At 68.6% G+C, this 20,735-nt stretch carries 22 protein-coding genes; 7 read left to right on the top strand and 15 right to left on the bottom strand.

What is annotated here, in order from left to right:
- Positions 1-2: 2 nt before the first annotated feature.
- Entirely contained in the window at positions 3-239 is a 237-nt protein-coding gene (locus tag WI697_RS08070; protein WP_014744670.1) for an acetyl-CoA carboxylase, read from the bottom strand.
- Between the two features lie 145 nt (positions 240-384).
- Complete coding sequence (locus WI697_RS08065; RefSeq protein ID WP_062766114.1) at positions 385-1,167, bottom strand: 5-oxoprolinase subunit PxpA; 783 nt, start codon at positions 1,165-1,167, stop codon at positions 385-387.
- A gap of 274 nt (positions 1,168-1,441) precedes the next feature.
- Between WI697_RS08065 and WI697_RS08060 the strand changes: the two genes are divergently transcribed.
- From WI697_RS08060 to WI697_RS08050, 3 genes are all read left to right on the top strand, one after another.
- Positions 1,442-2,356 carry a LysR family transcriptional regulator gene (locus WI697_RS08060; protein ID WP_041604849.1) on the top strand — a complete coding sequence of 305 codons (915 nt, stop codon included), beginning with the start codon at positions 1,442-1,444 and terminating at the stop codon, positions 2,354-2,356.
- A gap of 88 nt (positions 2,357-2,444) precedes the next feature.
- Positions 2,445-2,594: a hypothetical protein gene (locus WI697_RS08055; RefSeq protein ID WP_345958088.1), complete on the top strand. Its 150-nt coding sequence runs from the start codon at positions 2,445-2,447 to the stop codon at positions 2,592-2,594.
- 69 nt (positions 2,595-2,663) lie between these two features.
- Positions 2,664-3,782, top strand: a complete 1,119-nt coding sequence (locus tag WI697_RS08050; protein WP_345958087.1) for a JmjC domain-containing protein — start codon at positions 2,664-2,666, stop codon at positions 3,780-3,782.
- A gap of 38 nt (positions 3,783-3,820) precedes the next feature.
- On the opposite strand, the gene WI697_RS08045 is transcribed toward WI697_RS08050, so the two are convergent.
- Both WI697_RS08045 and WI697_RS08040 read right to left on the bottom strand, forming a co-directional pair.
- A complete protein-coding gene (locus tag WI697_RS08045) occupies positions 3,821-4,372 on the bottom strand; it encodes a type 1 glutamine amidotransferase domain-containing protein (RefSeq protein ID WP_345958085.1) in 552 nt (183 codons plus the stop codon).
- 75 nt (positions 4,373-4,447) lie between these two features.
- Entirely contained in the window at positions 4,448-5,053 is a 606-nt protein-coding gene (locus tag WI697_RS08040) for a hypothetical protein (RefSeq protein ID WP_062766099.1), read from the bottom strand.
- A 190-nt stretch (positions 5,054-5,243) separates the two neighbouring features.
- On the opposite strand from WI697_RS08040, the gene WI697_RS08035 reads away from it, so the two are divergent.
- The 3 genes from WI697_RS08035 to WI697_RS08025 all read left to right on the top strand — a co-directional run bounded on the left by WI697_RS08035 (position 5,244) and on the right by WI697_RS08025 (position 7,670).
- Positions 5,244-5,852, top strand: coding sequence for a CDP-alcohol phosphatidyltransferase family protein (locus WI697_RS08035; RefSeq protein ID WP_345958084.1), 609 nt, complete (start codon positions 5,244-5,246; stop codon positions 5,850-5,852).
- A gap of 138 nt (positions 5,853-5,990) precedes the next feature.
- Entirely contained in the window at positions 5,991-6,893 is a 903-nt protein-coding gene (locus WI697_RS08030) for a hypothetical protein (RefSeq protein ID WP_345958083.1), read from the top strand.
- A gap of 3 nt (positions 6,894-6,896) precedes the next feature.
- Positions 6,897-7,670 carry a DeoR/GlpR family DNA-binding transcription regulator gene (locus WI697_RS08025; RefSeq protein ID WP_345958082.1) on the top strand — a complete coding sequence of 258 codons (774 nt, stop codon included), beginning with the start codon at positions 6,897-6,899 and terminating at the stop codon, positions 7,668-7,670.
- A gap of 4 nt (positions 7,671-7,674) precedes the next feature.
- Here the strand turns inward: WI697_RS08025 and WI697_RS08020 are convergent, their stop codons facing one another.
- Positions 7,675-8,553 (bottom strand): SDR family oxidoreductase, encoded by an 879-nt coding sequence (locus tag WI697_RS08020; protein ID WP_345958081.1) that lies wholly within the window; start codon positions 8,551-8,553, stop codon positions 7,675-7,677.
- Positions 8,554-8,674: 121 nt separating this feature from the next.
- Between WI697_RS08020 and WI697_RS08015 the strand changes: the two genes are divergently transcribed.
- Positions 8,675-9,034: a winged helix-turn-helix transcriptional regulator gene (locus WI697_RS08015; RefSeq protein WP_345958080.1), complete on the top strand. Its 360-nt coding sequence runs from the start codon at positions 8,675-8,677 to the stop codon at positions 9,032-9,034.
- A 56-nt stretch (positions 9,035-9,090) separates the two neighbouring features.
- Here the strand turns inward: WI697_RS08015 and WI697_RS08010 are convergent, their stop codons facing one another.
- The 10 genes from WI697_RS08010 to WI697_RS07965 all read right to left on the bottom strand — a co-directional run bounded on the left by WI697_RS08010 (position 9,091) and on the right by WI697_RS07965 (position 20,696).
- On the bottom strand, positions 9,091-12,234 hold the full coding sequence (locus WI697_RS08010; RefSeq protein ID WP_345958079.1) for an efflux RND transporter permease subunit: 3,144 nt from the start codon (positions 12,232-12,234) through the stop codon (positions 9,091-9,093).
- Positions 12,231-13,457 carry an efflux RND transporter periplasmic adaptor subunit gene (locus tag WI697_RS08005; RefSeq protein ID WP_345958078.1) on the bottom strand — a complete coding sequence of 409 codons (1,227 nt, stop codon included), beginning with the start codon at positions 13,455-13,457 and terminating at the stop codon, positions 12,231-12,233. Before WI697_RS08005 ends, WI697_RS08010 begins: the two co-directional genes overlap by 4 nt.
- Positions 13,454-14,011: a PadR family transcriptional regulator gene (locus WI697_RS08000; protein ID WP_014744683.1), complete on the bottom strand. Its 558-nt coding sequence runs from the start codon at positions 14,009-14,011 to the stop codon at positions 13,454-13,456. Before WI697_RS08000 ends, WI697_RS08005 begins: the two co-directional genes overlap by 4 nt.
- 276 nt (positions 14,012-14,287) lie before the next feature.
- Positions 14,288-14,536, bottom strand: coding sequence for a type II toxin-antitoxin system Phd/YefM family antitoxin (locus WI697_RS07995; RefSeq protein WP_345958077.1), 249 nt, complete (start codon positions 14,534-14,536; stop codon positions 14,288-14,290).
- A 135-nt stretch (positions 14,537-14,671) separates the two neighbouring features.
- Positions 14,672-15,529 (bottom strand): class I SAM-dependent methyltransferase, encoded by an 858-nt coding sequence (locus WI697_RS07990; RefSeq protein WP_345958076.1) that lies wholly within the window; start codon positions 15,527-15,529, stop codon positions 14,672-14,674.
- A gap of 107 nt (positions 15,530-15,636) precedes the next feature.
- Complete coding sequence (locus WI697_RS07985) at positions 15,637-17,328, bottom strand: molybdopterin-binding/glycosyltransferase family 2 protein (RefSeq protein ID WP_345958075.1); 1,692 nt, start codon at positions 17,326-17,328, stop codon at positions 15,637-15,639.
- Positions 17,329-17,385: 57 nt separating this feature from the next.
- Positions 17,386-18,117, bottom strand: coding sequence for an XdhC family protein (locus WI697_RS07980; protein WP_345958074.1), 732 nt, complete (start codon positions 18,115-18,117; stop codon positions 17,386-17,388).
- Between the two features lie 16 nt (positions 18,118-18,133).
- Positions 18,134-18,472 (bottom strand): XdhC family protein, encoded by a 339-nt coding sequence (locus WI697_RS07975; protein ID WP_014744689.1) that lies wholly within the window; start codon positions 18,470-18,472, stop codon positions 18,134-18,136.
- Positions 18,473-18,477: 5 nt separating this feature from the next.
- On the bottom strand, positions 18,478-19,737 hold the full coding sequence (locus WI697_RS07970) for a vWA domain-containing protein (protein WP_345958073.1): 1,260 nt from the start codon (positions 19,735-19,737) through the stop codon (positions 18,478-18,480).
- Entirely contained in the window at positions 19,734-20,696 is a 963-nt protein-coding gene (locus WI697_RS07965; protein WP_296719175.1) for an AAA family ATPase, read from the bottom strand. Before WI697_RS07965 ends, WI697_RS07970 begins: the two co-directional genes overlap by 4 nt.
- Positions 20,697-20,735 lie beyond the last annotated feature (39 nt).

The raw sequence follows: 20,735 nt of genomic DNA, 5'->3' as shown, positions 1-20,735 counted from the left end.
CCTCAGCCTTCAAGCTCGGCGAGCACCGCGCCCGCCATCACCGGGGTCTCGTTCTCGGCCAGAAAGCGGGTGATGGTGCCGGCGACCTCTGCCTTCACCTCGATGAACGACTTCATCACCTCGATCAGCCCGATCACCTCGCCCGGCGCGACCGTGTCGCCGTCGGATTTGAAGGGCGGCTGGTCCGGGGCCGGGCGGCGATAGAAGGTACCGGGAAGCGGCGAGCGGATTTCGGCCATCGATGAGGGTCCTTCCGGCTGGCAGGAATGCGGGTGTGGTTCGGGGGCTTGAGACCGTGGAGATGCGGGGGGGAAGAGACGGGCGGGGGGAAGAAACGGGCGGGGGGAAGAGACGGGCGGGGGAAGAGAAGGGCGGGCGTGGTCGTCAGGCCGCGGCGGCGACCTCTGCGGCATTGGCGATGCGGATGCCGGCATCGATCAGCCCGGCGCGGATGGCGGTGCCGATCTTGAGCGCGCCCGGCGTGTCGGAATGGAAGCAGATCGATTCGAACTCGATCTCGATATCGTCGCCCTCGACGGTGCGGACCCGGCCCTCCAGGCAGGCCCGGACGCATTTGCGGGCCACCTCCTCGGGGTCCAGCGCGCGCATCCGGCGGGCGAAGACGATCGAACCGGAGTTGTCGTAGTCGCGGTCGGCATAGAATTCGCGGATCACCGGCAGCCCCGCGGCGCGGGCGACCGCGCAGGTCACCGACACGTCCATGCAGTAAAGATAGGTTTCGGGGCTGGACTTCAGCAGCGCCTCGACCAGCAGCTGCGACAGGGTCTCGTCGCGGGCGACCTCCATATAGAGTGCGCCATGCGGCTTGACGTGCTGAAGGCGAACGCCGTGACGGCGGGCGAATTCGCGCAGCGCCCCCAGCTGATAGATGATGTCGTTCACCAGCTCTTCCGGCCGGGCCTGGATCACCCGCCGGCCGAAACCCTGCAGGTCGCGAAAGCCCGGATGGGCCCCCAGCGCCACACCGCGTTCGGCCGCCAGCCGCACCACCCGGTCCATCAGGTTGGGGTCGCCGGCATGGAAACCGGTGGCGACATTGGCCGAGCTGATCAGGTCGAGCAGGACATCGTCCGGAGCTTCACTGATCGTCCAGTGGCCGAAGCTCTCACCGAGATCACAATTGAGATCGACCAGTCTTTTAGCCAAGCGTCTCTCTCCTGCTGCATGCGATCCGACGCGGTGGCGTGATACCGGAACGCGCTTGTTCACGTCTTCATGACAATATGGTGATCCATGATTTAACCCCTCGGCAATTTCTAAATTATGAGAATGCATTATCGAAAAAATTGAACGCTTGAATCTTCAACGGCTCTTTCAAATCCTTCATTCTCATGCATATCATCGAGGGCGCTGACCCCCGTTCAGGCATCTGTTCCGAAAATGCGGTGAGGCATTATCTGAAAATCAGAAGGTGTCGCGGATGTCGCTCAACTTCCGCCACGTGAAGTACTTCGTGGCCACTGCCACGCTCGGGCAGGTGTCCCGGGCGGCCAAGGAATTGTCGATCTCGCAATCGGCGATCACCGCGGCGATCAAGGAGCTGGAGGCCGAGACCGGCAGCCGGCTGTTCGACCGCACCGCCCATGGCATGGAGCTGACCGATGCCGGCCGCCGTTTCCTGGCGGCGGGCTACAGGATCCTGGCGAGCATCGAGGAAGCGCTGCAGCCGGGCACCGCCGATGATGCCTTCTCGGGCACGCTGTCGGTGGCGGCGAGCTATACCGTGCTCGGCTATTTCCTGCCCCAGCATCTGGAACGGCTGGAGCGACGCTATCCCAATCTGCGCATTCAGCTTTATGAACTCAGCCGCGAGATGATCGAGGACGGGCTGGTCACCAACCGCTTCGACATGGCGGTGGTGCTGACCTCCAACGTCAACAATCCGGAACTGGTCACCGAAACCCTGATGTCGAGCCAGCGGCGGTTATGGCTGCCGGCCGGGCACCCGCTGCTCGGCCGCGACCGGGTGCGTTTCGGCGACATCGCGGAGGAGCCCTATATCATGCTGACCGTCGACGAGGCCGCCCATTCGGCGCTGAAATACTGGAACCGCACCCAACACCAGCCGAATATCCGCCTGCGCACCTCGTCGATCGAGGCGGTTCGATCGATCGTGGCCAACGGCCAGGGGATCTCGATCCTGTCGGACATGGTCTATCGGCCCTGGTCGCTGGAAGGCAAACGCATCGAAACGGTGGTGATGGCCGAAGAGGTGCCGCCGATGAATGTCGGCCTGGCCTGGCGCCAGGGCGTTGATCTCAGCCCCGCGATGCGCCTGTTCCGTGGCTATTTTGCCGAGGTCTATCAGACACCGCAGAGCATGCTGCCCAGGTGACCTTTCGGTCTGATGACAGTGCACCGCAGATCAGATATCAAGAAGCAGGATGGCAATAATGCCATCGTCTGTCATTGGGGGCAGAAGTATGACGCGAAACGAGATCGCGACCGAAAACCGGCAGCCGGTTCAGGATCGCCCGCTCTGGCTGCGGCCGGCGCTTGAGGTCTGGGCATTGGCGCCGGCGACCCGGTTGATGGACGTCGCCGAACCCGACGGAGGTCCCACCACGTCCTGATGGCGGGGCCTGAGGGCCTGCATGATCGCGACACTGAGAGATCTTCTGCGGCGATGCCCGGACAGCCCTTTGTCTGCGGCCATGGAGGCAGGGCAGCGCCTGCATGTGAAGACCGGACAGGCAGCCGCCTGTGCCGGTCTTTTGCCATGGGCGGGCGTGAATGCCCGTCTGTCGGCGCAGGCGCTGGTCGAGGGCGAGGTTTCGGTGATGCGGGCGGGCCGCGAGGTGCCGCTGGAGATGCTGACCCGGCTTTCCCCCGACGGCCGGCGGGTGCTGCTGGATGCCCAGCTTCAGGCACTGTGTCAGGGCGGGGCCAGCCTGGTGCTGCTCGGCATGCATCGGCATGTTCAGGCACTGGCCGCGCTGGCCGCCATGGTCGAACGTCATGTCGAGGCGCCGGTCACCGTCAATGCCTATGCCAGCTTCACCCGGGATGGCGCCTTCCAGATCCATCGCGACGGCCATGACGTGCTGGTGGTGCAGATCGCCGGCCGCAAGCGCTGGTTCTGTCACGGCCGGCGCAGCGACCCGCCCTTCGGCGGCGACACGGTCGATCCCCGCCGCGATCCGGGCCCGCCCGAGGCGGAGATGGTGCTGGCGCCCGGGGATCTGCTGTTCCTGCCCAAGGGCGACTACCACCGTGCCGAGGTTGCCGAGGCGGGCGGGCAGTCGCTGCATCTGACGCTGGCGATCCAGCGGCCGGACGGGGCGGAGGTGTTGCGCTGGCGGCTGCGAGAGATGGCGGACCGGCTGGCGGCACCGGTGCCGATGGATCCGTCCGCAAGGGGTGCGTATGAAGCGCAGCTGAAGGCGGTTCTGGCCGATCTGAGCGCCGGGCTGGATCTGGACCGCTTCCAGGCGGCGCAGGCCGCGGCGCGCCCGCTGGCCGGGGCCATGGCCCTGGGGCTGGCCACCGGGGCCGGCGGACCGGAAGATGCGGTTCTGGTTCAGCCCGCCCTGCGCCGGCGCCCGGTATTGCCGGCGACGGGGCCGGCCGACATCAGGGCTGGCGGCGTGACGACCCACCTGAATGCGCCGGAATGCGCGATCCTGGCACTGCTGCTGGACCGCGACATCGCGACGATGGGCGAGATCCTGGCCGGCCTGCCGTCGGAGGATCCGGCGGCCTTGCGTGCCGCGGTGGCGGCACTCGCCCGGCGGGGGCTGGTCTTTCTGACGACCCCCTGACCCTTCCTCAGCCCGACCCTGAGCCTCTATCTGGCCGCTCAGCGGGCATGAGGGCCTTCGGCCACTTCCTCGACGATCTTGTCGACGAAGGCCGGCAGGTCGCCCGGATTGCGCGAGGTGATGATGCCCTGGTCGGTGACGACCTCCTCATCGATCCAGCTGGCGCCGGCATTGCGGACGTCGGTCGCGATCGAGGGGTAGGAGGTGACGGTGCGGCCGCGCAGCGCATCGGCTTCGACGAGCATCCAGGGGCCGTGGCAGATCGCGGCGACCGGCTTGCCCGAGGCCACGAAATCCTTCACCACCTTCACCGCTTCGGGCACCTGACGCAGCTTGTCGGGATTGATCTGGCCACCGGGCAGGACAAGGGCGTCGAAATCCTCGATCCGCACATCGGCGGCCTTCAGGTCGACCTCGGCCCGGTCGCCCCAATCGGTTTCATCCCAGCTGCGGATGCGGCCGGCTTCGGGGGCGGCGATCTGAACCTTTGCGCCGCGACGCAGCAGCTCGTCCCGCGGATAGGTCAGTTCCGCGCGTTCGTAGCCGTCGGTGGCGAGGATCAGGATGCGGGCGTTTTCGATCACGGGCATGGGGTCTCTCCTTCCGTGAGGGGGGGGAGGGAGACCAACCCGTGCGGGCGATGCGGGTTCCGATCCGCCGGTCGATCAGACCGGGGCGTGGGTCCGGCGGTCGGCGGTGAAGGGCCGGCCCGAGCGCGGGCGTGACCCCGCCTTCACGGCCACCTCTGGCGGCGGGGCCAGTTCGTCATGCAGCCAGCTGACCACGGGGGCGGCGGTCAGCGCCATGCGGGCGACCTGACCGACGATGGCATTGGCCGAATAGGGCGGTTCCATCAGCTGTTCCTGATTGACCACCACGATATGCTGGCGCGGCGTCACCTCGACGCCGATGCCGGTGCGGCCCGACCAGGATTTCCGCCCGACCAGCGACAGAAAGCGTCGGCGCCGCTCCGGCGCCTCGGCCGAATAGGGCAGAACGCCCAGATCGGCGATCAGGCTGAGGAAAACGCCTTCCGGGGCCGCGCGCAGCGTGCCGGTATAGGCGATCTCGCGCCAGCGGAAGGTGAAGCGCAGCGGATCGGTGGCATCCTTGCGGCGGATCTCGCCATCCTCGTCGATCGAGACGCTGAGCGGCATGATCGGCAACGGCTGGGACGAGATGAAGCGGATCAGCCGTTCGCGGCGCGCCGCAGCGCTTTCGGTCTGATGGCCGATATCCGCGATCGGATCGACGGCGTTGTTCTGGGTCATCGTCGGTCAGTTTCCCGCTGCGATACCGGTCTCGCGGCGATGCCGGCGGCGTGATCTGCGGCCGGCAGTGCCAGTTCAGAATATAGGGGGCTCTGCATGGAATTGTCAGGCATGTCATGATGCGGAGGGCGCATCTTTCGCCGCCGGTTCCCTTCCACGCGCATTCCGGGCCCCATCTTCGCCAGGTCTCATGTTTGACATTCCAGTCCGCCGACGTCTCGACCCGATCCTGGACCGTATCGGCCGCGGCCTCGCCGGTCGTGGTGTCCGGGCCGATGCCCTGACGCTCGCCGGTTTCGGGGTCGGCCTTGCCGCCATGCCCGCCCTTGCCCTGGGGGCATTCTGGACTGCGCTTGGTTGCATTCTGGTTAACCGCATCGCAGATGGGCTGGATGGCGCGGTCGCCCGCGCGGCAGGGCCGACCGATCGCGGCGGCTTTCTGGACATCGCCTGCGACTTCCTGTTCTACGCCGCCGTGCCCCTGGGCTTCGCCCTGGCCGATCCGGCGGTGAATGCCCTGCCGGCGGCCTTCCTGATCTTTGCCTTCGTCGGCACGGGATCGAGCTTTCTGGCCTTCGCGGCGATCGCCGCCCGGCGCGGCGGCGTGCCGCCCTCGGGCCATCGCGGCAAGGCGATCCACTATCTGGGCGGGCTGACCGAGGGCACCGAGACCATCCTGGTTTTCGTGATCATCTGCCTGTGGCCGGCGGCCTTTCCCTGGGCGGCCTGGATCTTCGGCGGGCTGTGCCTGATCACCACCGCAACCCGGATCGCCGAGGGCATGCGCGTGTTCAGATGAGGGCGGAGGCATATCCACAGAAATGCACGAGTCCACGGAAATACACACAAGCGACATCGATCTGCAAACCAGCCGCGGCAGGATGGCGGCCGTGCGGCGGCGTCCGCACGGAACTTCCCCTCCCAAGGACAGACAGCCATGTTCAAGCTCGTCTCCGGTGGCCTCGCCACGCTTGCGGCCGCTGCGGCCGTGGTGCTGCCCATGACCTTCGCCGCCCCCGCCCGGGCGGCGGATATCGACAATTCGGCGCTCTCCCAGGCCGATTTCCGCCCCCATGTCCGCACCTTCGGCCTGGTCTATGCCCTGCCGGCAGAGGTGAATGATCTTCTGGACCGCACCATCCGCGGGCCGCTGAAGGAACGGCTTCTGGAACTGGACCTGGTGGCCGAGGCGGTGAAGCCGAACATCCCCCATGTCACCGTGGTCCATGTCCACAATGCCGATCCCGCAACGCCGGCGCGGATGCTGGAGGCGCTGCCCCAGCTGCCGCCGGTGCTGAACGTCACCCTCGGCCGGTTCTATACCACCGAGGCGGCCAAGGGCGCCGGCCGCCCCTGGTGGCTGGATCTGGGCCTTGCCAAGGAAGGCGACGGCTTCGAGGCGATGATGGCCTTCAACACCACCGCCACCGCCGCCCTGGCGCCGCTGCGCGACGGACCGCTGCCGCGCGTGACCGGCCCGGTCTATGCCGCGATGGGCGATGCCGGCAAGAAGCTGGTCCAGACCGTGGGCGTCAGCGGCGTCAATGTGGTGGACGGCGGTAAGGAGCTGCGCAGCCACAACCCGCACACCACCCTGGTCTACAGCATGGCCCGGTTCACGCCCGAGCTGCAGGCGGCGATGAACCAGACCGCCGAAGCCTTCAACCAGATCCTGCCCGACCCGATCCCGGTCAGCTTCAAGACCGTTTCGATCGTCGAGCTGGGCTTTGCCGGTAATGTGACCCGCGAGATCTATCGCATCAGCCTGGCCGACGGCGCGGTGACCGAGATCGCGACCGGCCGCCGGCTGCCGGCCCGTCAGCCCGCCGCCCGGAAATGACCGATGCTTGCGGATGAACGCCATCAGCGGATCCGCGCCCTGGTGGCGACCCTGGGACGGGTCGCCACCGATCGCATTGCCGCCGATCTGGGCGTGTCGCGCGAAACCGTGCGCCGCGATCTGGTGGAGCTGGAGGCGCGCGGCGCGCTGCGCCGGGTGCATGGCGGCGTGCTGGCCCCGCGGCCGGCGGCCGAGCCGCCGCTGGCCGAGCGCAGCCGGATCCGCCCGCGCGAGAAGCAGGCGATCGCCCGCGCCGCCGCGCTGAAGATCGAGCCCGGCCAGACCCTGTTCCTGGATGCCGGCAGCACGGTGGCGGAACTGGCCGCCGTGCTCGCCACCCTGACCGGGCTGACGATCGTGACCAATTCCTTCGAGGTCGCCGGCCGCATCGCCATGGCCGGTGCCGACACGCGCGGGCTGGAGGTGATCCAGCTGGGCGGCCGGGTGGTCCCGGGGGCCGGGGCCACGCTGGGGGCCGCCACCATCGCGGAAGCCCTGCGCCATCATGCCGACTGGGCGTTGCTGTCCCCCGTTGCGGTGGATGCCGGCGCGGGTGCCACCAGCCACGACCATGACGAGGCCGAACTGGCCCGCGCCATGACCGCCCGTGCCGACCGGGTCGCGATCCTGGCCGACCATGCCAAGATCGGCCAGCGCAGCCGGGTCGGCTATTGCCCGGCCGAGCGGATCGATCTGCTGGTGACCGACACCCGCGCCCGCGATCTGCCGGCGCTGGAGGCGCTGACCGATCTGGTCGGCGAGGTGGTCATCGCCTGAGCCGTCATCCGCGGTTCCCTCCATAGAGGGTCCGCAGGAACCCGGTCGGTGTCGTCGGCCTGCGGCCGAGAAGTTTCTCCAGATCGTCGCTCTGGCCGTCCCACTCGCCGGCATTGACGCCGTGCACCCAGGCCAGAACGAAGCCGGCAGCCGGCTCGGGCAGCCCTGCCGCCATCAGCCGGGCGATGTAGTCCTGGTCCGGAATGGCATTGAACGGCACCGGCCTGCCGCTGAGGTCAGACAGAATCTGCGCGACATCCGCGAAGGACACGGCCGGACCGCCGTAGAGCGAATAGGCCTTGTTTTCATGTCCCGCCTCGCTCAGCACGACGGCATGCGCTTCTGCCAGGTCGTCGCGGCAGGCATAGGCCGCCTTGCCGGCGCCGGTTGGGGCATTGACACCGGCATTCAGAAGATTGCCACCGGCATAGAGTTCGATGTTTTCGAGAAACGGCGGATGACGCACCAGCGTGTAAGTCAAACCAGAGGCCTTCAGCTTTTCCTCGACGCGGCGGTCTTCTTCGGTCACCTGCGGGAGGATGAAGACCGAGCCGGGCTTATGGATGATCGGCATGTAGACGAGGTGCTTCACGCCGGCATGTCGTGCCGCCGTGATGACGTTGTCGTGCTGGGTTGTCCGATCCGTAAAAGCCGTGGCGGAAACGAGCATCACTTTCTCGATTCCGTCGAAGGCGCGCAGAAGTCCGTCGTGGTCGAAATAGTCGCCTCGACGGATCTCAATCCCCTTCGAGGCAAGGCCTGCCGCCCGGGCGGGGTCCCGGGCAAGACCGACAAGATCGCCGGCAGGCCTGCGCTTCAAAAGATGTTCGAGGGTCATTCGGCCGATATTGCCGGTGGCGCCCGTCACAAGGATCCTGGTCATGATGTTCCCTTTATGCGCTGGTGCTCCTGCGCGTCGACATCGTCGTCCGATCCAGGTAAGACAGGGCAGACTCACGATCCAGTACTGACCTTTTTGTAAGTGTCAGAAACAGGAGATCAGGATGACCAGGGCAAATTTTCAATGTGGCCTGGAAGCCGTTCTGGCCATTCTCGGCGGCAAGTGGAAACCACTGATCGTCTATCATCTGGCCGGCGGTGCCAGGCGCACCGGCCAGCTCCGCAGGCTCGTGACCGGCGTGAGCGAGAAAATGCTGATTCAGCACCTCAAGGAGCTGACGGAAGACGGCGTCGTTCGGCGTATCGATTTCCAGAAGGTGCCGCCGCATGTCGAATACGAACTGACCGGGTTTGGCCGAAGTCTGGCCCAGGTGCTTGCGCCGCTATGCGAATGGGGAACCCGTCACAACGCCGAGGTCGCGATGATCGTGCAAAAGCGAGACCACGCTGCGAAGACGGCCTGACAGGCCGCGCGGTTTCGGGATCCCCACGGGTGAATGGTGGTCGGCGTTCACGGGTATCAGGCGTCGGCCTTCCGCCGCGACAGGCGGCCGGCCACCCGCCGCACCCAGCGGCCGACCCGGTCGCCCAGCACCAGCATCGACGGGGTCAGGATCAGGGTCAGCAGGGTGGCGAAGCCCAGGCCGTAGACGATGGCGCTGGACAGCTGCGTCCACCATTGGGTGGAGGGGGCGCCGATCGCGATCACCCGGTTCGGGATGTCGACATTGATCGACAGCATCATCGGCACCAGGCCCAGCATGGTGGTGACCGTGGTCAGCATCACCGGCCGCAGGCGCTGTGCGCCGGTGCGGAGGGCGGCTTCCACGGCATCCACGCCCTTGCCCCGGATCTCGTTATAGGTGTCGATCAGCACGATGTTGTTGTTGACCACGATGCCGGCCAACGCGATCAGCCCGATGCCGCCCATCACGATGCCGAAGGGCTGGGCGGTCGCCATCATGCCGATCAGCACCCCCAGCGACGAAAACACGATCGCCGAGAGGATCAGCGCCGTCTGATAGAAGCTGTTGAACTGGGTGACCAGGATGATGGCGATCAGGAACAGCGCGATGCCGAAGGCGCGGCTCAGGAATTCCTGGGCCTTGCGCTGCTCTTCGTCCTGGCCCTTGAACTTGACCTCGACCCGGGGATCGAGCGGATTGGCCGCCAGCCAGGCGCGGATCTCGCGCACCTTGTTGTCGGCCAGCACGCCATCGGGCACTTCGGCATCCACCGTCATCACCCGGCGGGCATCGGTGCGGTTGATGATGCCCTGGGTGGGGGCGGCGCGGCGTTCGACGAAATTGCTGATCGGCGTCTGGCCCATCGCGGTCTGGATGCGCAGCTGGTCCAGCCGGTCGCCGGTGCGGTCGATTTCAGGGAAGCGGACCCGGATTTCGACCTCGTCATCGGTATCGTCCGGGCGATAGGTGCCGACATTGACGCCCTGGGTCACGAAACGCACGGCATTGCCCACCCCCAGCACATCGGCGCCGAAGCGGCTCGCCTGGGCGCGGTCGACGACCATTTCCCATTCGATGCCCGGCACCGGCCGGCTGTCGGCGATGTCGATCATGCCGCCGATTTCGTGCATGCCGGCGAGCACATGGTCGACGGCGCCCGGCAGGGTTTCGGGGAAACGGCTGGCCAGTTCGATCTGGATGGCCTTGCCGACCGGGGGGCCGGCCTCTTCCTCGCGGGCCTCGATCACCAGCCCCGGATGGTGCTTCAGGCGTTGGCGGATGGTTTCGAGGATTTCGCTGGCATGCGGGCGGGTGCGCCAGTCGGCGAATTCCAGATTGATGATGCCGATCACGTCCTCGGGCAGATCCTCGCCGCGGATGGTGCCGGTGCGGGTGTAGACGGTTTTGAAGCCGTCGAGCTTCAGCACCTCGGCCTCCACCTCGCGGACCAGGGTCTCCTTTTCCGAGATCGACATATTGCCGCGGGCGCGGACCTGGACCTGGGCGTTGTCGGGTTCGACCGAGGGGAAAAATTCGACGCCGCGGCCGAACATGCCATAGGCCTGCAGGGTGACCACCGCCGTGACCAGGGCGATCGCCACCACCACCCAGGGGTAGCGGACGGCCTTGTCGAGGGTGCGGACATAAAGCCCGGCGGGCCCGCCGACCGAGCGGATGTCGCCGTCTTCGGCCGCGCGCAGCATCTCCACCACCCGGCCGCTCGATTTCGCCGGCTTGCCGATGATGCTGCCCAGCACCGGCAGGAAGATCAGCGCCATGGCGAGCGAGGCGGACAGCGTGACGATCAGGGTGATCGGCAGGAATTTCATGAACTCGCCGACGATGCCCGGCCAGAACAGCAGCGGCAGGAAGGCGGCGAGCGTGGTGGCGGTGGACGAGATGATCGGCCAGGCCATGCGGGTGGAAGCCTCGCGATAGGCCTGGATGCGGTGCGCGCCTTCCAGCATGCGGCGGTCGGCATATTCGCTGACCACGATCGCCCCGTCGACCAGCATGCCCACCGCCAGGATCAGCGAGAACAGCACCACGATGTTGACCGTCAGCCCCATGGCGTGCAGCACCAGGATGCCGGTCAGGAACGAGCCCGGAATGGCGATGCCGACCAGGATCGACGAGCGCAGCCCCAGCGCCGCCAGTACCACGATCATCACCAGGATGATCGCGCTCGCCACATTGCTCGACAGGTCCGACAGCATCAGTTCGATCTGCTGCGACTTGTCCTGGCTGTACGAGATTTTCACGCCCTCGGGGAAGAGGGCGGCCTCGGCATCGGCGACCGCGCGGACCTCGTTGATCGTGTCGATGATGTTGACGCCGATCCGCTTGGTCACCTCCAGCGCGATCGCGGGCTTGCCGTCGACGCGGGCGAGCGATTCCGGATCCTTGAAGCTGCGCTGGCCGACCGCGACATCGCGGAAGGTCACGACCCGGCCGTCGATGGCCTTGATCGGCATGTCGAGAATGTCGTCGATCGACTGGATCAGCCCCGGCACCTTGACCGAGACCCGGCCCGCCTCGCTGTCGAGCGCGCCTGCCGGCACCAGCTGGTTGTTGCGGCCGACCAGCTGGACCAGCTCGTCCTGCGAAATGCCATAGCTGTCGAGCGCGCGCGGATCGACCACGATCTCGGCCAGATCCTCGCGATCGCCGGCGATGTCGACCTCGAGAACGCCCGAGAGTCCCTCGATCTTGTCCTTCAGATCACGGGCGAGGCGGATCAGCAGGCGCTGGTCGACATCGCCCGACAGCGTCACCACCAGGATCGGGAACAGCGCGACATTGACCTCGTGCAGTTCCGGTTCCTCGGTCTCGCCGGGCAGGTCGGCCTTGGCGATGTCCATCTGCTCGCGGACGTCGCGCTTGGCCTTTTCGATGTCGAAGCCGGCCTCGAATTCCAGCACCACCGTGGCATAGCCTTCCTCGGCGGTGGCACGCATCTCCTTCAGCCCCTCGACGGAGCGCAGTTCCTGCTCCATCGGGCGGATCAGCAGCCGCTCGGCATCCTCGGGCGAGATGCCGTCATGGCGCATGGTGATGTAGAGGATCGGGATCGCGACGTCGGGGTCGCTTTCCTTGGGGATGTCGTTATAGGCGACGGAACCGGTGATCAGCAGCAGCAGCAGCAGGCTGAGCACCGTGCGGCTGCGTGCAAGGCAGGCATTGATCAGCGTCTTCACGAGCCGGCCCCTTCACGCGCCGGGGCCGTGGCGGCGCCGGCCGCCGACAGATCGAGCTGGTCGAGCATGCGCTCCACCTCGGGCGGCAGCGGCACCAGGCCGCGCAGCTCCTGCGGCTGCACCTCGACCGCAACGACCCGGTCGCCGGGGGCGACATAGCCCTGGCCGACCACGATCACGCGCGCATGTTCGGCAAGCCCGGTGACCCAGACCCCGGCATCGCTGGCGGACAGGATCGAGACCACGTCGAAGGCGACCCGGTCGTCGCCGTCCACCACCTTGACACCCACCCGGCCGCGCTCGTCGAGCGACAGGAGGGCGGGGGTGAGCAGCACGGCCGGGTTGCGATCCAGCGGCACCGCCACCTCGGCGGTCACCCCGCCGGGGAGCCGGCCGTCGGGATTGCCGACCTCGATCTCCACCCGGAAGGTGCGGGTCTGGGCATCGGCCTGACGGCTGATATAGGCGACCGAGCCGGTCACCAGGCTGCCGTCGGCCAGCCGGGCGCGGGCCTGCTGGCCGACCCTGATGGCGCCGATATCGCGTTCGGCGATGTCGGCGACGATCAGATAGGGCTCGGGCGCCAGCACCCGGGCGACCTGGGTGCCGGGCGAGACATAGTCGCCGATTTCGACATGGCGGCGGTCGACGATGCCGGCAAAGGGCGCACGGACGATGGTGTCGTCGATTTCCTGCTCGATCTGGGCAAGTTCGGCGCGGGCGGCCTCGAACTCGGCCTTGGCCTCGGCCAGGCGCAGCTCGGTCTGGAAGCCCTTGGCGCTGAGCGACGAGGCGGCCTTCAGTTCCGCCCGGCGCTGTTCGACCAGAGCCTGGGCGCGGGCGCGACGCGGTTCCAGATCGCGGGTGTCGAGCTTCGCGATCTCGGCCCCGGCCTTGACCCGGCTGCCCTGGGACACGGGCAGTTCGATGACGCGGCCCGCGCTTTCGGCGGCCACATCCACCACCCGGCGCATCTCGGTGCGGCCGCTGACCACCAGATCCCGGACCTGGGCGGTCAGCGTCAGCTCGGCCACCCTGACCGTGAACGGCTCCGCCGCCGCCGCAGGGGCCGCCTCGCCAGCGGCCGGCGCCGTCCCGGCCGCTGCATCCGCCGCCGGATCGGTGGCGGCATCGGCGTCGAAACCGTATTCGATGCGGCCGGTATACATCCAGGCACCAAGGGCGGCGGCCAGAATCAGGGCGAGCAGGATGGAGCGGTTCATGAAGGATCCCCGTCGTTCCGGGCGGCGGTTGCGGCAAGAGCTTCGACCAGGGCAGGGCCCCGGGTTTCGACATGGGCGAGGGCGGCGCCATAGACGGCGCGCCCGAATTCAAGGGTGAAACGCGGCCCGGGCGGAATCTCGCCCTCTGCCTCGGCCTCGCGCCGGTCCAGATCGGCCAGGATCTCGCGATATTCCCCGGCCTTGATCTTGAGCGCGTCCTCGATCCGCGCCGGCGGCAGCAGGGCGGCGAAGAACATCTGGATCATGAATTCCGAGCGCACCCGCTCCCGCGGGCGCGTGCGGCACAGCGCCTCGGTGAAGCGGGTCAGGCCTTCGGGCGTAATCCTGTAGATCTTCTTGTCGGGCCGGCCTTCCTGCTCCACCTCGGTGACCGTCACCAGCCCTTCGGCGGCCAGATCGGCCAGGGCGGGATAGATCGAGCCGAAGCCCGCCGCGTGGAAATGCGCGAAGGCCCCCTCGAAAACCTGCTTGATCTCGTAACCCGTGGCCTCGCCGAGCGTCAGCACGCCCAGGCACAACGTCCGCACGTCCATGGCGTGGGCCCGTCCCGTCTCCCTGGTGGATCGTCCCGTGATATCGATCCGATATAACCCCGCCGCACTGTGCCATGACGGGTGGTGGTGCGCTATGTGAGATGTGTCACAGGTGAGGGGATTTCGGACGGGGCGGGGGCCCGGGCCAACCGGGGGCGCCGGGGCCAGCCGGGATCACGCCATGGTGGCGGCGTCGTCAGGCGCGAGCGCCTGAACCCCGAGGGGCAGGAAATGCCGGATATTCCGGGTAACCACGACGATCTTGTTGAAATCCGCTCACAGATCCACATCTCGCGACGGGGCGGGATTGCGTTCCACATCAAGACCCGGAAAGGTCTTGAGGTAGGATGCCAGACCGACGGGTCTGGGGGCCATTGCCTTGCGGGCCAGTTCCGCGGCTTCCACAGGCACGAGGGCCGCGACAGGCTTGCCGTGACGGGTGATCGTGATGAACTCGCCCGTTCCGGCCTTGTCCACCAGTTCCGGGAGGCCGGCTTCGGCATCCTTGAGATTGACGGTCGACATGGCGCCTCTCCTCCCGCAGCTGCCCCGCCCGGATCTTTCCTTGCGCCGGCACGACGATTCAAAACGAATTGGGGCGCTACGCGGGGGGCGTCAACCCCCCGTGCGCCCGCTGGTGTCCTGTGCGCCCGCGGGTGTTCACCCCGGCGCCACCCCCGACACCACCCGCATCTCGGCCCGGAGCGGCACCCGGCCTTCGGCATCGGCGAGGGCGGCGAAGGCGGTGCGGATGCGGGTTTCGATGGCCGGACGGGCCTCGGGGCGGGCGTCCAGGCGGTGGCCCCAGCTCATATCCAGCTGCGGGCGCCAGAAATCGTCGGCCAGACGCGGGCGTGGCGAGAAAACGTGGGTTTCGGCGGTAACCCCGGTCAGGCCGGCGCGGGTCAGCGCGTCGGGCAGGCGGGTGCAGCTGCCGAAACGGAAGGGGCCGAGGGCGTCCGGATGGGCGGGCTCCACGCCAAGTTCGGCTTCGACCGCGGTGCCCAGCACCTCCAGCATGGTGCTGGCTTCACGCGTGGTCCAGATCATCAGCGCGGTGCGGCCGCCCGGGCGCAGCACCCGGCGGATGCCGTCGGCCACCGCCTGGGTGTGGGGGGCGAACATCACGCCGAAGCGGCTGACCACGGCGTCGAAACTCGCCGGGGCGAAGGGCAGATGTTCCATATCTGCTGCGGCGACCGTCAGCACGCCGCCAAGCCCCGCTTCCCGGCCGCGCTCGCGGATGGTGGGCAGCATGGCCGGCACCAGATCGGTCGAGACCACGAAACCGTCCCCGCCCACCTTGCGGGCCAGCGTCATCGCCGGCTCCCCGGCACCGCCAGCCAGATCCAGCACCCGTGCGCCGGGGGTGACGCCCGCCGCCTCGGTCAGGATCTCGTTGAAGCGGGTCGCCATCGCCTCCAGCGGCCGGGCCCAGCGGCTCCAGGTCCGGGCCTTCGACGACCAGAGATCGCTCTGCTGGCGGGTGCGTTCGGCATGGGGGGGCAGGGTGGTCACGGGGCGTGTTCCTCGGGAAACGGGACAGGTCTGTCGGAAATGGGACAGGTCTCTCGGGCCGGTTGGCCGGCCTCGCTATCAGGGATGCGGCAGGATTATACCAGAGATCACCCGCCTGCGGCGGGAAGGGGCGCACCGCTCGCCGGCGGCAGGCCCTGGGCGCGGGCGGCGGCTTCGGCGGCTGCCAGCGCCTCGGGCGTGTCGATATCGCCCAGGCAGGCGGCATCGGGCATGTCCACCTCGACCACCACATCCTCGTGGGCGCGGATCACGTCGCGGGCGCCGCGGTCGCCGGTCTGGGCCATCATCTCGGCGAAAAAGCGGCGGTCGAACAGCACCGGATTGCCGCGCTTGCCCTGCCAGACCGGCACCACGATCAGCCGGCCCTCGTCCGGGTCATAGGCATCGATCAGCATGTCGATATGGCGGGGCGTGATGCCGGGCATGTCGGCGAGCAGCACCAGCGCCGCCTCGGCCCCCTCGGGCACGTCGGCGAGGCCGATCGCGAGCGAGCGCGACATGCCGGCTTCCGGCTCTTCATTCACCACCACCGGCACCGGCCGGCCGCCGATCGCAAGGCGCACCGAGGGATCGGTGTTGGTGACGACGGTCAGCGCCCTCAGCCGGCTTTCAAGGGCTGCATCGAGCACATGGCCGATCAGCGGCTTGCCCATGATCTCGCGCACCAGCTTGTTCACCGGCCCGCCCATGCGGGTGCCGCGGCCGGCGGCCAGCACCACTGAGGCGACGTTGCGCACCGATTTGGGCGCGCCGCGCCGCGGCCCGGGCGAGGCGGCGGCGCGCGGCAGCGGGCGTTCGCCCACTTCCTTCAGCAGGCCGCCGACGCCGAAATCGGCGATGTCCAGCGCCTCGATCGCCTCGCCCGCAGCCGCGCGCTGCAGCACCCGGTCGAAGCCGTTGATCTTCGGGCTGCGGGCACAGCCCGGCGCGCCGATCACCGGCCGGCCGGCCAGCCGGCCCAGCATCAGCAGATTGCCGGGATCGACCGGCATGCCCAGCCGCACGATGGTGCCGCCGATATCGGTCAGCGCCGCCGGGATCACATCGGCGCGGTCGACGATCGCCGAGGCGCCGGCCACGACGATCAGATCCATCGGCTCCCGCGCGATATCGGCCAGCGCCCGGGCCAGCCGGGTGCGGTCGTGGGGCACGCGTTCGATCACCGGAGTGCGGGCGCCCAGATGCATCAACCGGCTGCCGATGGCGCGGGCGGTCTCTTCATAGATCGACTGCTTCAGATGCGGCAGCTCGGTCAGGATCAGGGCGGCGTGGATCACCTGCCAGGGGGCGATGCGGATCGCCGGCCGGCCGGCCTTCGCGATCACCGCCAGCACCCGGTCCAGCGCCGCCCTGGGCGCGGCGAAGGGGATGATCTTGATCGTCGCCAGCATCTCGCCGCTTTCGCAGGCGGTGTCGTCGGCGAGCGTCGCGATGGTGATGGCCTCGTCGACCCGGTTGATCGCCTTGATCAGGGCCTCGTCGATCCGGCAGAGGCCGCGGGTGGCGGCGTAGAGATTGACCCGGCCGGTGAAGGCCCGGGCGATGCGGGCATTGGGCCCGGCCACCGCCTGGGCGACCAGGCGCGCCGCCTCGTCCTCGTGCACGTCGTCGGCCCCGAGACGGGCGCCGAGCACGGATGTGCGGCCCTCTTTGCGGATCAGCGCGATGGTCTCCGGATCCAGCCGGTGCCCCTTCTTCAGCACGCGGCCTTCGACCGCGATCGCGTGGGCCAGCAGAACGCCGTCTGCGTCGTCGAGCGGATGTTCGGAGAAATCCATGGGGGCGATCGGTTCACATGCTGGAGGGGGGACGGGATGGGGTGAAAGGCCCGGGCATCAGCCCTTGGGCGGCCGCCGCCGCAGCGCCTCGGCACTGCCGAGGCGGCGGACGGCCACCACTTCCGACAGGATCGAGAGGGCGATTTCCGGCGCCGTGCGCGCGCCGATGGCGAGGCCTACGGGCGCGTGGATGCGGGCGATGCGGCCGGCATCGAACCCGGCCTCTTCCAGCCGGGCGACGCGTTTTGCATGGGTGCGGGTGCTGCCCAGCGCGCCGATATAGAACAGCGGCGCGTCGAGCGCCAGGGTCAGGGCCGGATCGTCGAGCTTCGGGTCATGGGTCAGCGCCAGCAGGGCCGAGGCCGGGTCGAGGCCGATCTCGGGCAGCACATCCTCGGGCCAGGCGATCCGGGCGGTGACGCCGGGGAAACGGTCGGGCGTCAGGAAGGCGCCGCGCGGATCGACCACGACCATGTCATAGCCGACCGCCGCCGCCATGGGCGCCAGCGCCTGGGCGATATGCACCGCGCCGATCACGATCAGCCGCGGGCGCGGCGCGAAGACGTTCACGAACCAGCGCCGGCCCTCGGCCTCCACATTGGTCGCCTGGTCCTGGCGGATCGCGTCAAGCGCGGCATCGCGTACGGGCGCCGGCAGGGCGGCGCCCATGTCGCCGCCGTCGGTCGCCACCAGGGCGGTGGTCGCGGCATCGTCGAGCGCGGTGACCAGCGCCACGCCACGGCGTGCGGCGCGGTCTTCGGCGATGCGGCGGATCAGTGTCGCGTCCATCAGGCTGCCGCTCCCGTCAATCCAGCCGTTCGACCCAGACTTCCAGCCGGCCGCCACAGGCGAGGCCGACCGCCCAGGCCTGATCGTCGCCGACCGAGAAATCCATCAGCTTCGGGGCGGCACCCGCGATGCAGGCCTGGGCCGCCTCGATCACCGCACCTTCCACGCAGCCGCCCGAGACCGAGCCGGCGAAGCGGCCGTCGGCCGCCACCGCCATCTGCGATCCGGGCAGGCGCGGCGCGCTGCCCCAGGTGGAGACCACGGTGGCGAGCGCCACGCCCACGCCCTGGCCCCGCCAGTCGAGTGCGGCACCCAGAACGTCGTCGCCCGTGGCCATATCGGATCCGCCGGTCATCTGCGTCACCTCCTGATCGGGACTGCGGCATCGTCGGCCCGCAGGCCGCGCCGCCAGGCTTCAAGCCGCGGGTCCGCCTCGGCCTTCGTCCGGGTCAGCGCGGTTGCAAGCGCTTCGAGCCCGGTCAGATTATGCACCGCCCGGAACTCGTGGACATGGGGCAAAATCGCCCGCACGCCACGCGCCGCCGGCTGAAAGCCGTCGAAGCGCAGCAGCGGGTTCAGCCAGATCAGCCGCGGGGTCAGATGCGCCAGCCGCTCCACCGCCCGGCTCAGGCTGTCGTCCTCGGCCCGGTCCAGCCCATCGGTCACCAGCAGCACCACGGCATTGCGGGTCAGCACCCGGCGGGCGTAGCGGCGGTTGAAGGCGGCAAGCGCCGGCCCGATGCGGGTACCGCCCGACCAGTCCTTCACCTTACGGCCGATCGCCTCCAGCGCCTCGTCCGGGTCGCGGCGCGCCAGTTCGCGGGTCACCTCGCTCAACCTGGTGCCGAACAGAAACACGCTCACCCGCTGCCCGGCATCCTGCATCATCGCGTGCAGCAGATGCAGCATCATCCGGGCATAGGCATCCATCGAGCCCGAGACGTCGACGATCGCGACCAGCGGCGGCCGGGCGCGGCGATGGCGGCGGCGGGCCAGCGTCACCGCCTCGCCGCCGGTGCGGATCTGGCCGCGCAGGCTGCGGCGCAGATCGATGCGCGGGCCGCGCGGTGCGGCCTTCAGCCGCCGGACCGGCCGTTCGGGCAGGCGGGCGCGCAGCAGGCGGATCGCGCGGCGCGCCTCGGCCGCCTCGTCGGCGCTCATCTGTTCGAAGTCGCGGGTCTTCAGCCGCTCGGTCGCATCCCAGGTGAGGCTGGCATCGATCCGGGTCTCTTCGCGCAGCTTCTCTTCCGGTGGCGGGGGCGGCGGCGGGGCATCGCCGGCAAAGGCATCGGCCAGACGGCGGGCCAGTTTGCGGCCGTCGGGGGTGCGCTCGCTTTCCACCTGCGGCAGCAGCAGCGACAGCAGGCGTTCACGCAGCTGCGGATCGCGCCAGAACACGTCGAAAGCCTGTTCGAACAGCGGCAGATGCTCCCGCCGCTTGACCAGCGTCGCCTTGAGCGCCGCATGCACCTGGGTGCGCGAGGCCATGTCGACGGCGGCCACCGCCGCGGCCGCGACCAGCACGTCCCCCGGACCGATGGCGATGCCGGCCCGGCGCAGCAGCCGCGCGAAGCGGCCGATATTGGCCGGCAGGCGGCCGCTGGTGCCGTCCTGGATCAAGCCGGTCTCGTCTCATGGCTGCGCGCCGCCATGTCGGCGCGGGTCTCGGCCAGCAGGCGGGCGGTTTCGGCGCCGGTCATGCGGGCGATGTCGTCCTGGTATTTCAGCAGCACGCCCATGCTGCCGTCGATCAGACCGGGGTCGAGGTCGACGGCATCCAGCTGGACCAGGGCATTGGCCCAGTCGAGGGTTTCGGCCACGCCCGGTGCCTTGAACAGATCCTGGGCGCGCAGCCGCTGCACGAAGCCGACGATCTGGGCGGCCATCGCCTCGGCGACCGCGGGCGTCTTGCGGCGGATGATCGCCACTTCCCGCGCGGCATCCGGATAGTCGATCCAGCGGTAGAGGCAGCGGCGCTTCAGCGCATCATGGATCTCGCGCGTCCGGTTCGAGGTCACGATCACGATCGGCGGGGTCTCGGCACGAATGGTGCCGATCTCGGGGATGGTGACCTGGAAATCGGCCAGAAGCTCCAGCAGAAAGGCCTCGAAGGGCTCGTCGGCGCGGTCGATCTCGTCGATCAGCAGCACCGGCGCGCCGGCCGGATCGGGGCTGATCGCATCCAGCAGCGGCCGGCGGAGCAGGAAGCGTTCCGAGAACAGATCCTCCGACAGGCGCTCGCGCGCGCCGGCTTCACCGGCCTCGCCCGAGGCTTCGGCCAGCCGGATTTCCAGCATCTGGCGGGCATAATTCCAGTCGTAGAGCGCCTGGGCCTGATCCAGGCCTTCATAGCATTGCAGGCGGATCAGCCGGCGGCCGAGGGTTTTGGCCAGCACCTTGGCGATTTCGGTCTTGCCGACGCCGGCCTCGCCTTCAAGCAGCAGCGGCCGGCCGAGACGCATGGCCAGGAACAGCACCGTCGCGAGCGCCTCGTCGGCCACATAATCGCCCTGATCGAGCAGGGCCAGCGTGTCGGCGACCGAGGCAGGCAGCGGGACGGGGGAGGGGAAGAGCGTCAAGACCGGCTCCTCGAGGGATGGAATGGATCGGCATGCATC

The organism is Tistrella mobilis (assembly GCF_039634785.1).
GTDB classification, from domain to species: domain Bacteria; phylum Pseudomonadota; class Alphaproteobacteria; order Tistrellales; family Tistrellaceae; genus Tistrella; species Tistrella mobilis.
Note: the sequence above shows the minus strand (reverse complement) of the source record. Positions and strands in the feature narration are given on the sequence as shown.

What these genes read in the sequence shown, in the direction of transcription:
- WI697_RS08040 (WP_062766099.1), bottom strand. Translation starts at nt 5,053, where the DNA reads ATGACCCAGAACAACGCCGTCGATCCGATCGCGGATATCGGCCATCAG.
- WI697_RS08000 (WP_014744683.1), bottom strand. Translation starts at nt 14,011, where the DNA reads ATGGACGTGCGGACGTTGTGCCTGGGCGTGCTGACGCTCGGCGAGGCC.
- WI697_RS08055 (WP_345958088.1), top strand. Translation starts at nt 2,445, where the DNA reads ATGACGCGAAACGAGATCGCGACCGAAAACCGGCAGCCGGTTCAGGAT.
- WI697_RS07980 (WP_345958074.1), bottom strand. Translation starts at nt 18,117, where the DNA reads ATGGACGCGACACTGATCCGCCGCATCGCCGAAGACCGCGCCGCACGC.
- WI697_RS08035 (WP_345958084.1), top strand. Translation starts at nt 5,244, where the DNA reads ATGTTTGACATTCCAGTCCGCCGACGTCTCGACCCGATCCTGGACCGT.
- WI697_RS08060 (WP_041604849.1), top strand. Translation starts at nt 1,442, where the DNA reads ATGTCGCTCAACTTCCGCCACGTGAAGTACTTCGTGGCCACTGCCACG.
- WI697_RS08005 (WP_345958078.1), bottom strand. Translation starts at nt 13,457, where the DNA reads ATGAACCGCTCCATCCTGCTCGCCCTGATTCTGGCCGCCGCCCTTGGT.
- WI697_RS08020 (WP_345958081.1), bottom strand. Translation starts at nt 8,553, where the DNA reads ATGACCAGGATCCTTGTGACGGGCGCCACCGGCAATATCGGCCGAATG.
- WI697_RS08070 (WP_014744670.1), bottom strand. Translation starts at nt 239, where the DNA reads ATGGCCGAAATCCGCTCGCCGCTTCCCGGTACCTTCTATCGCCGCCCG.
- WI697_RS08030 (WP_345958083.1), top strand. Translation starts at nt 5,991, where the DNA reads ATGTTCAAGCTCGTCTCCGGTGGCCTCGCCACGCTTGCGGCCGCTGCG.
- WI697_RS07985 (WP_345958075.1), bottom strand. Translation starts at nt 17,328, where the DNA reads ATGGATTTCTCCGAACATCCGCTCGACGACGCAGACGGCGTTCTGCTG.
- WI697_RS08015 (WP_345958080.1), top strand. Translation starts at nt 8,675, where the DNA reads ATGACCAGGGCAAATTTTCAATGTGGCCTGGAAGCCGTTCTGGCCATT.
- WI697_RS07975 (WP_014744689.1), bottom strand. Translation starts at nt 18,472, where the DNA reads ATGACCGGCGGATCCGATATGGCCACGGGCGACGACGTTCTGGGTGCC.
- WI697_RS08045 (WP_345958085.1), bottom strand. Translation starts at nt 4,372, where the DNA reads ATGCCCGTGATCGAAAACGCCCGCATCCTGATCCTCGCCACCGACGGC.
- WI697_RS08025 (WP_345958082.1), top strand. Translation starts at nt 6,897, where the DNA reads ATGCTTGCGGATGAACGCCATCAGCGGATCCGCGCCCTGGTGGCGACC.
- WI697_RS07995 (WP_345958077.1), bottom strand. Translation starts at nt 14,536, where the DNA reads ATGTCGACCGTCAATCTCAAGGATGCCGAAGCCGGCCTCCCGGAACTG.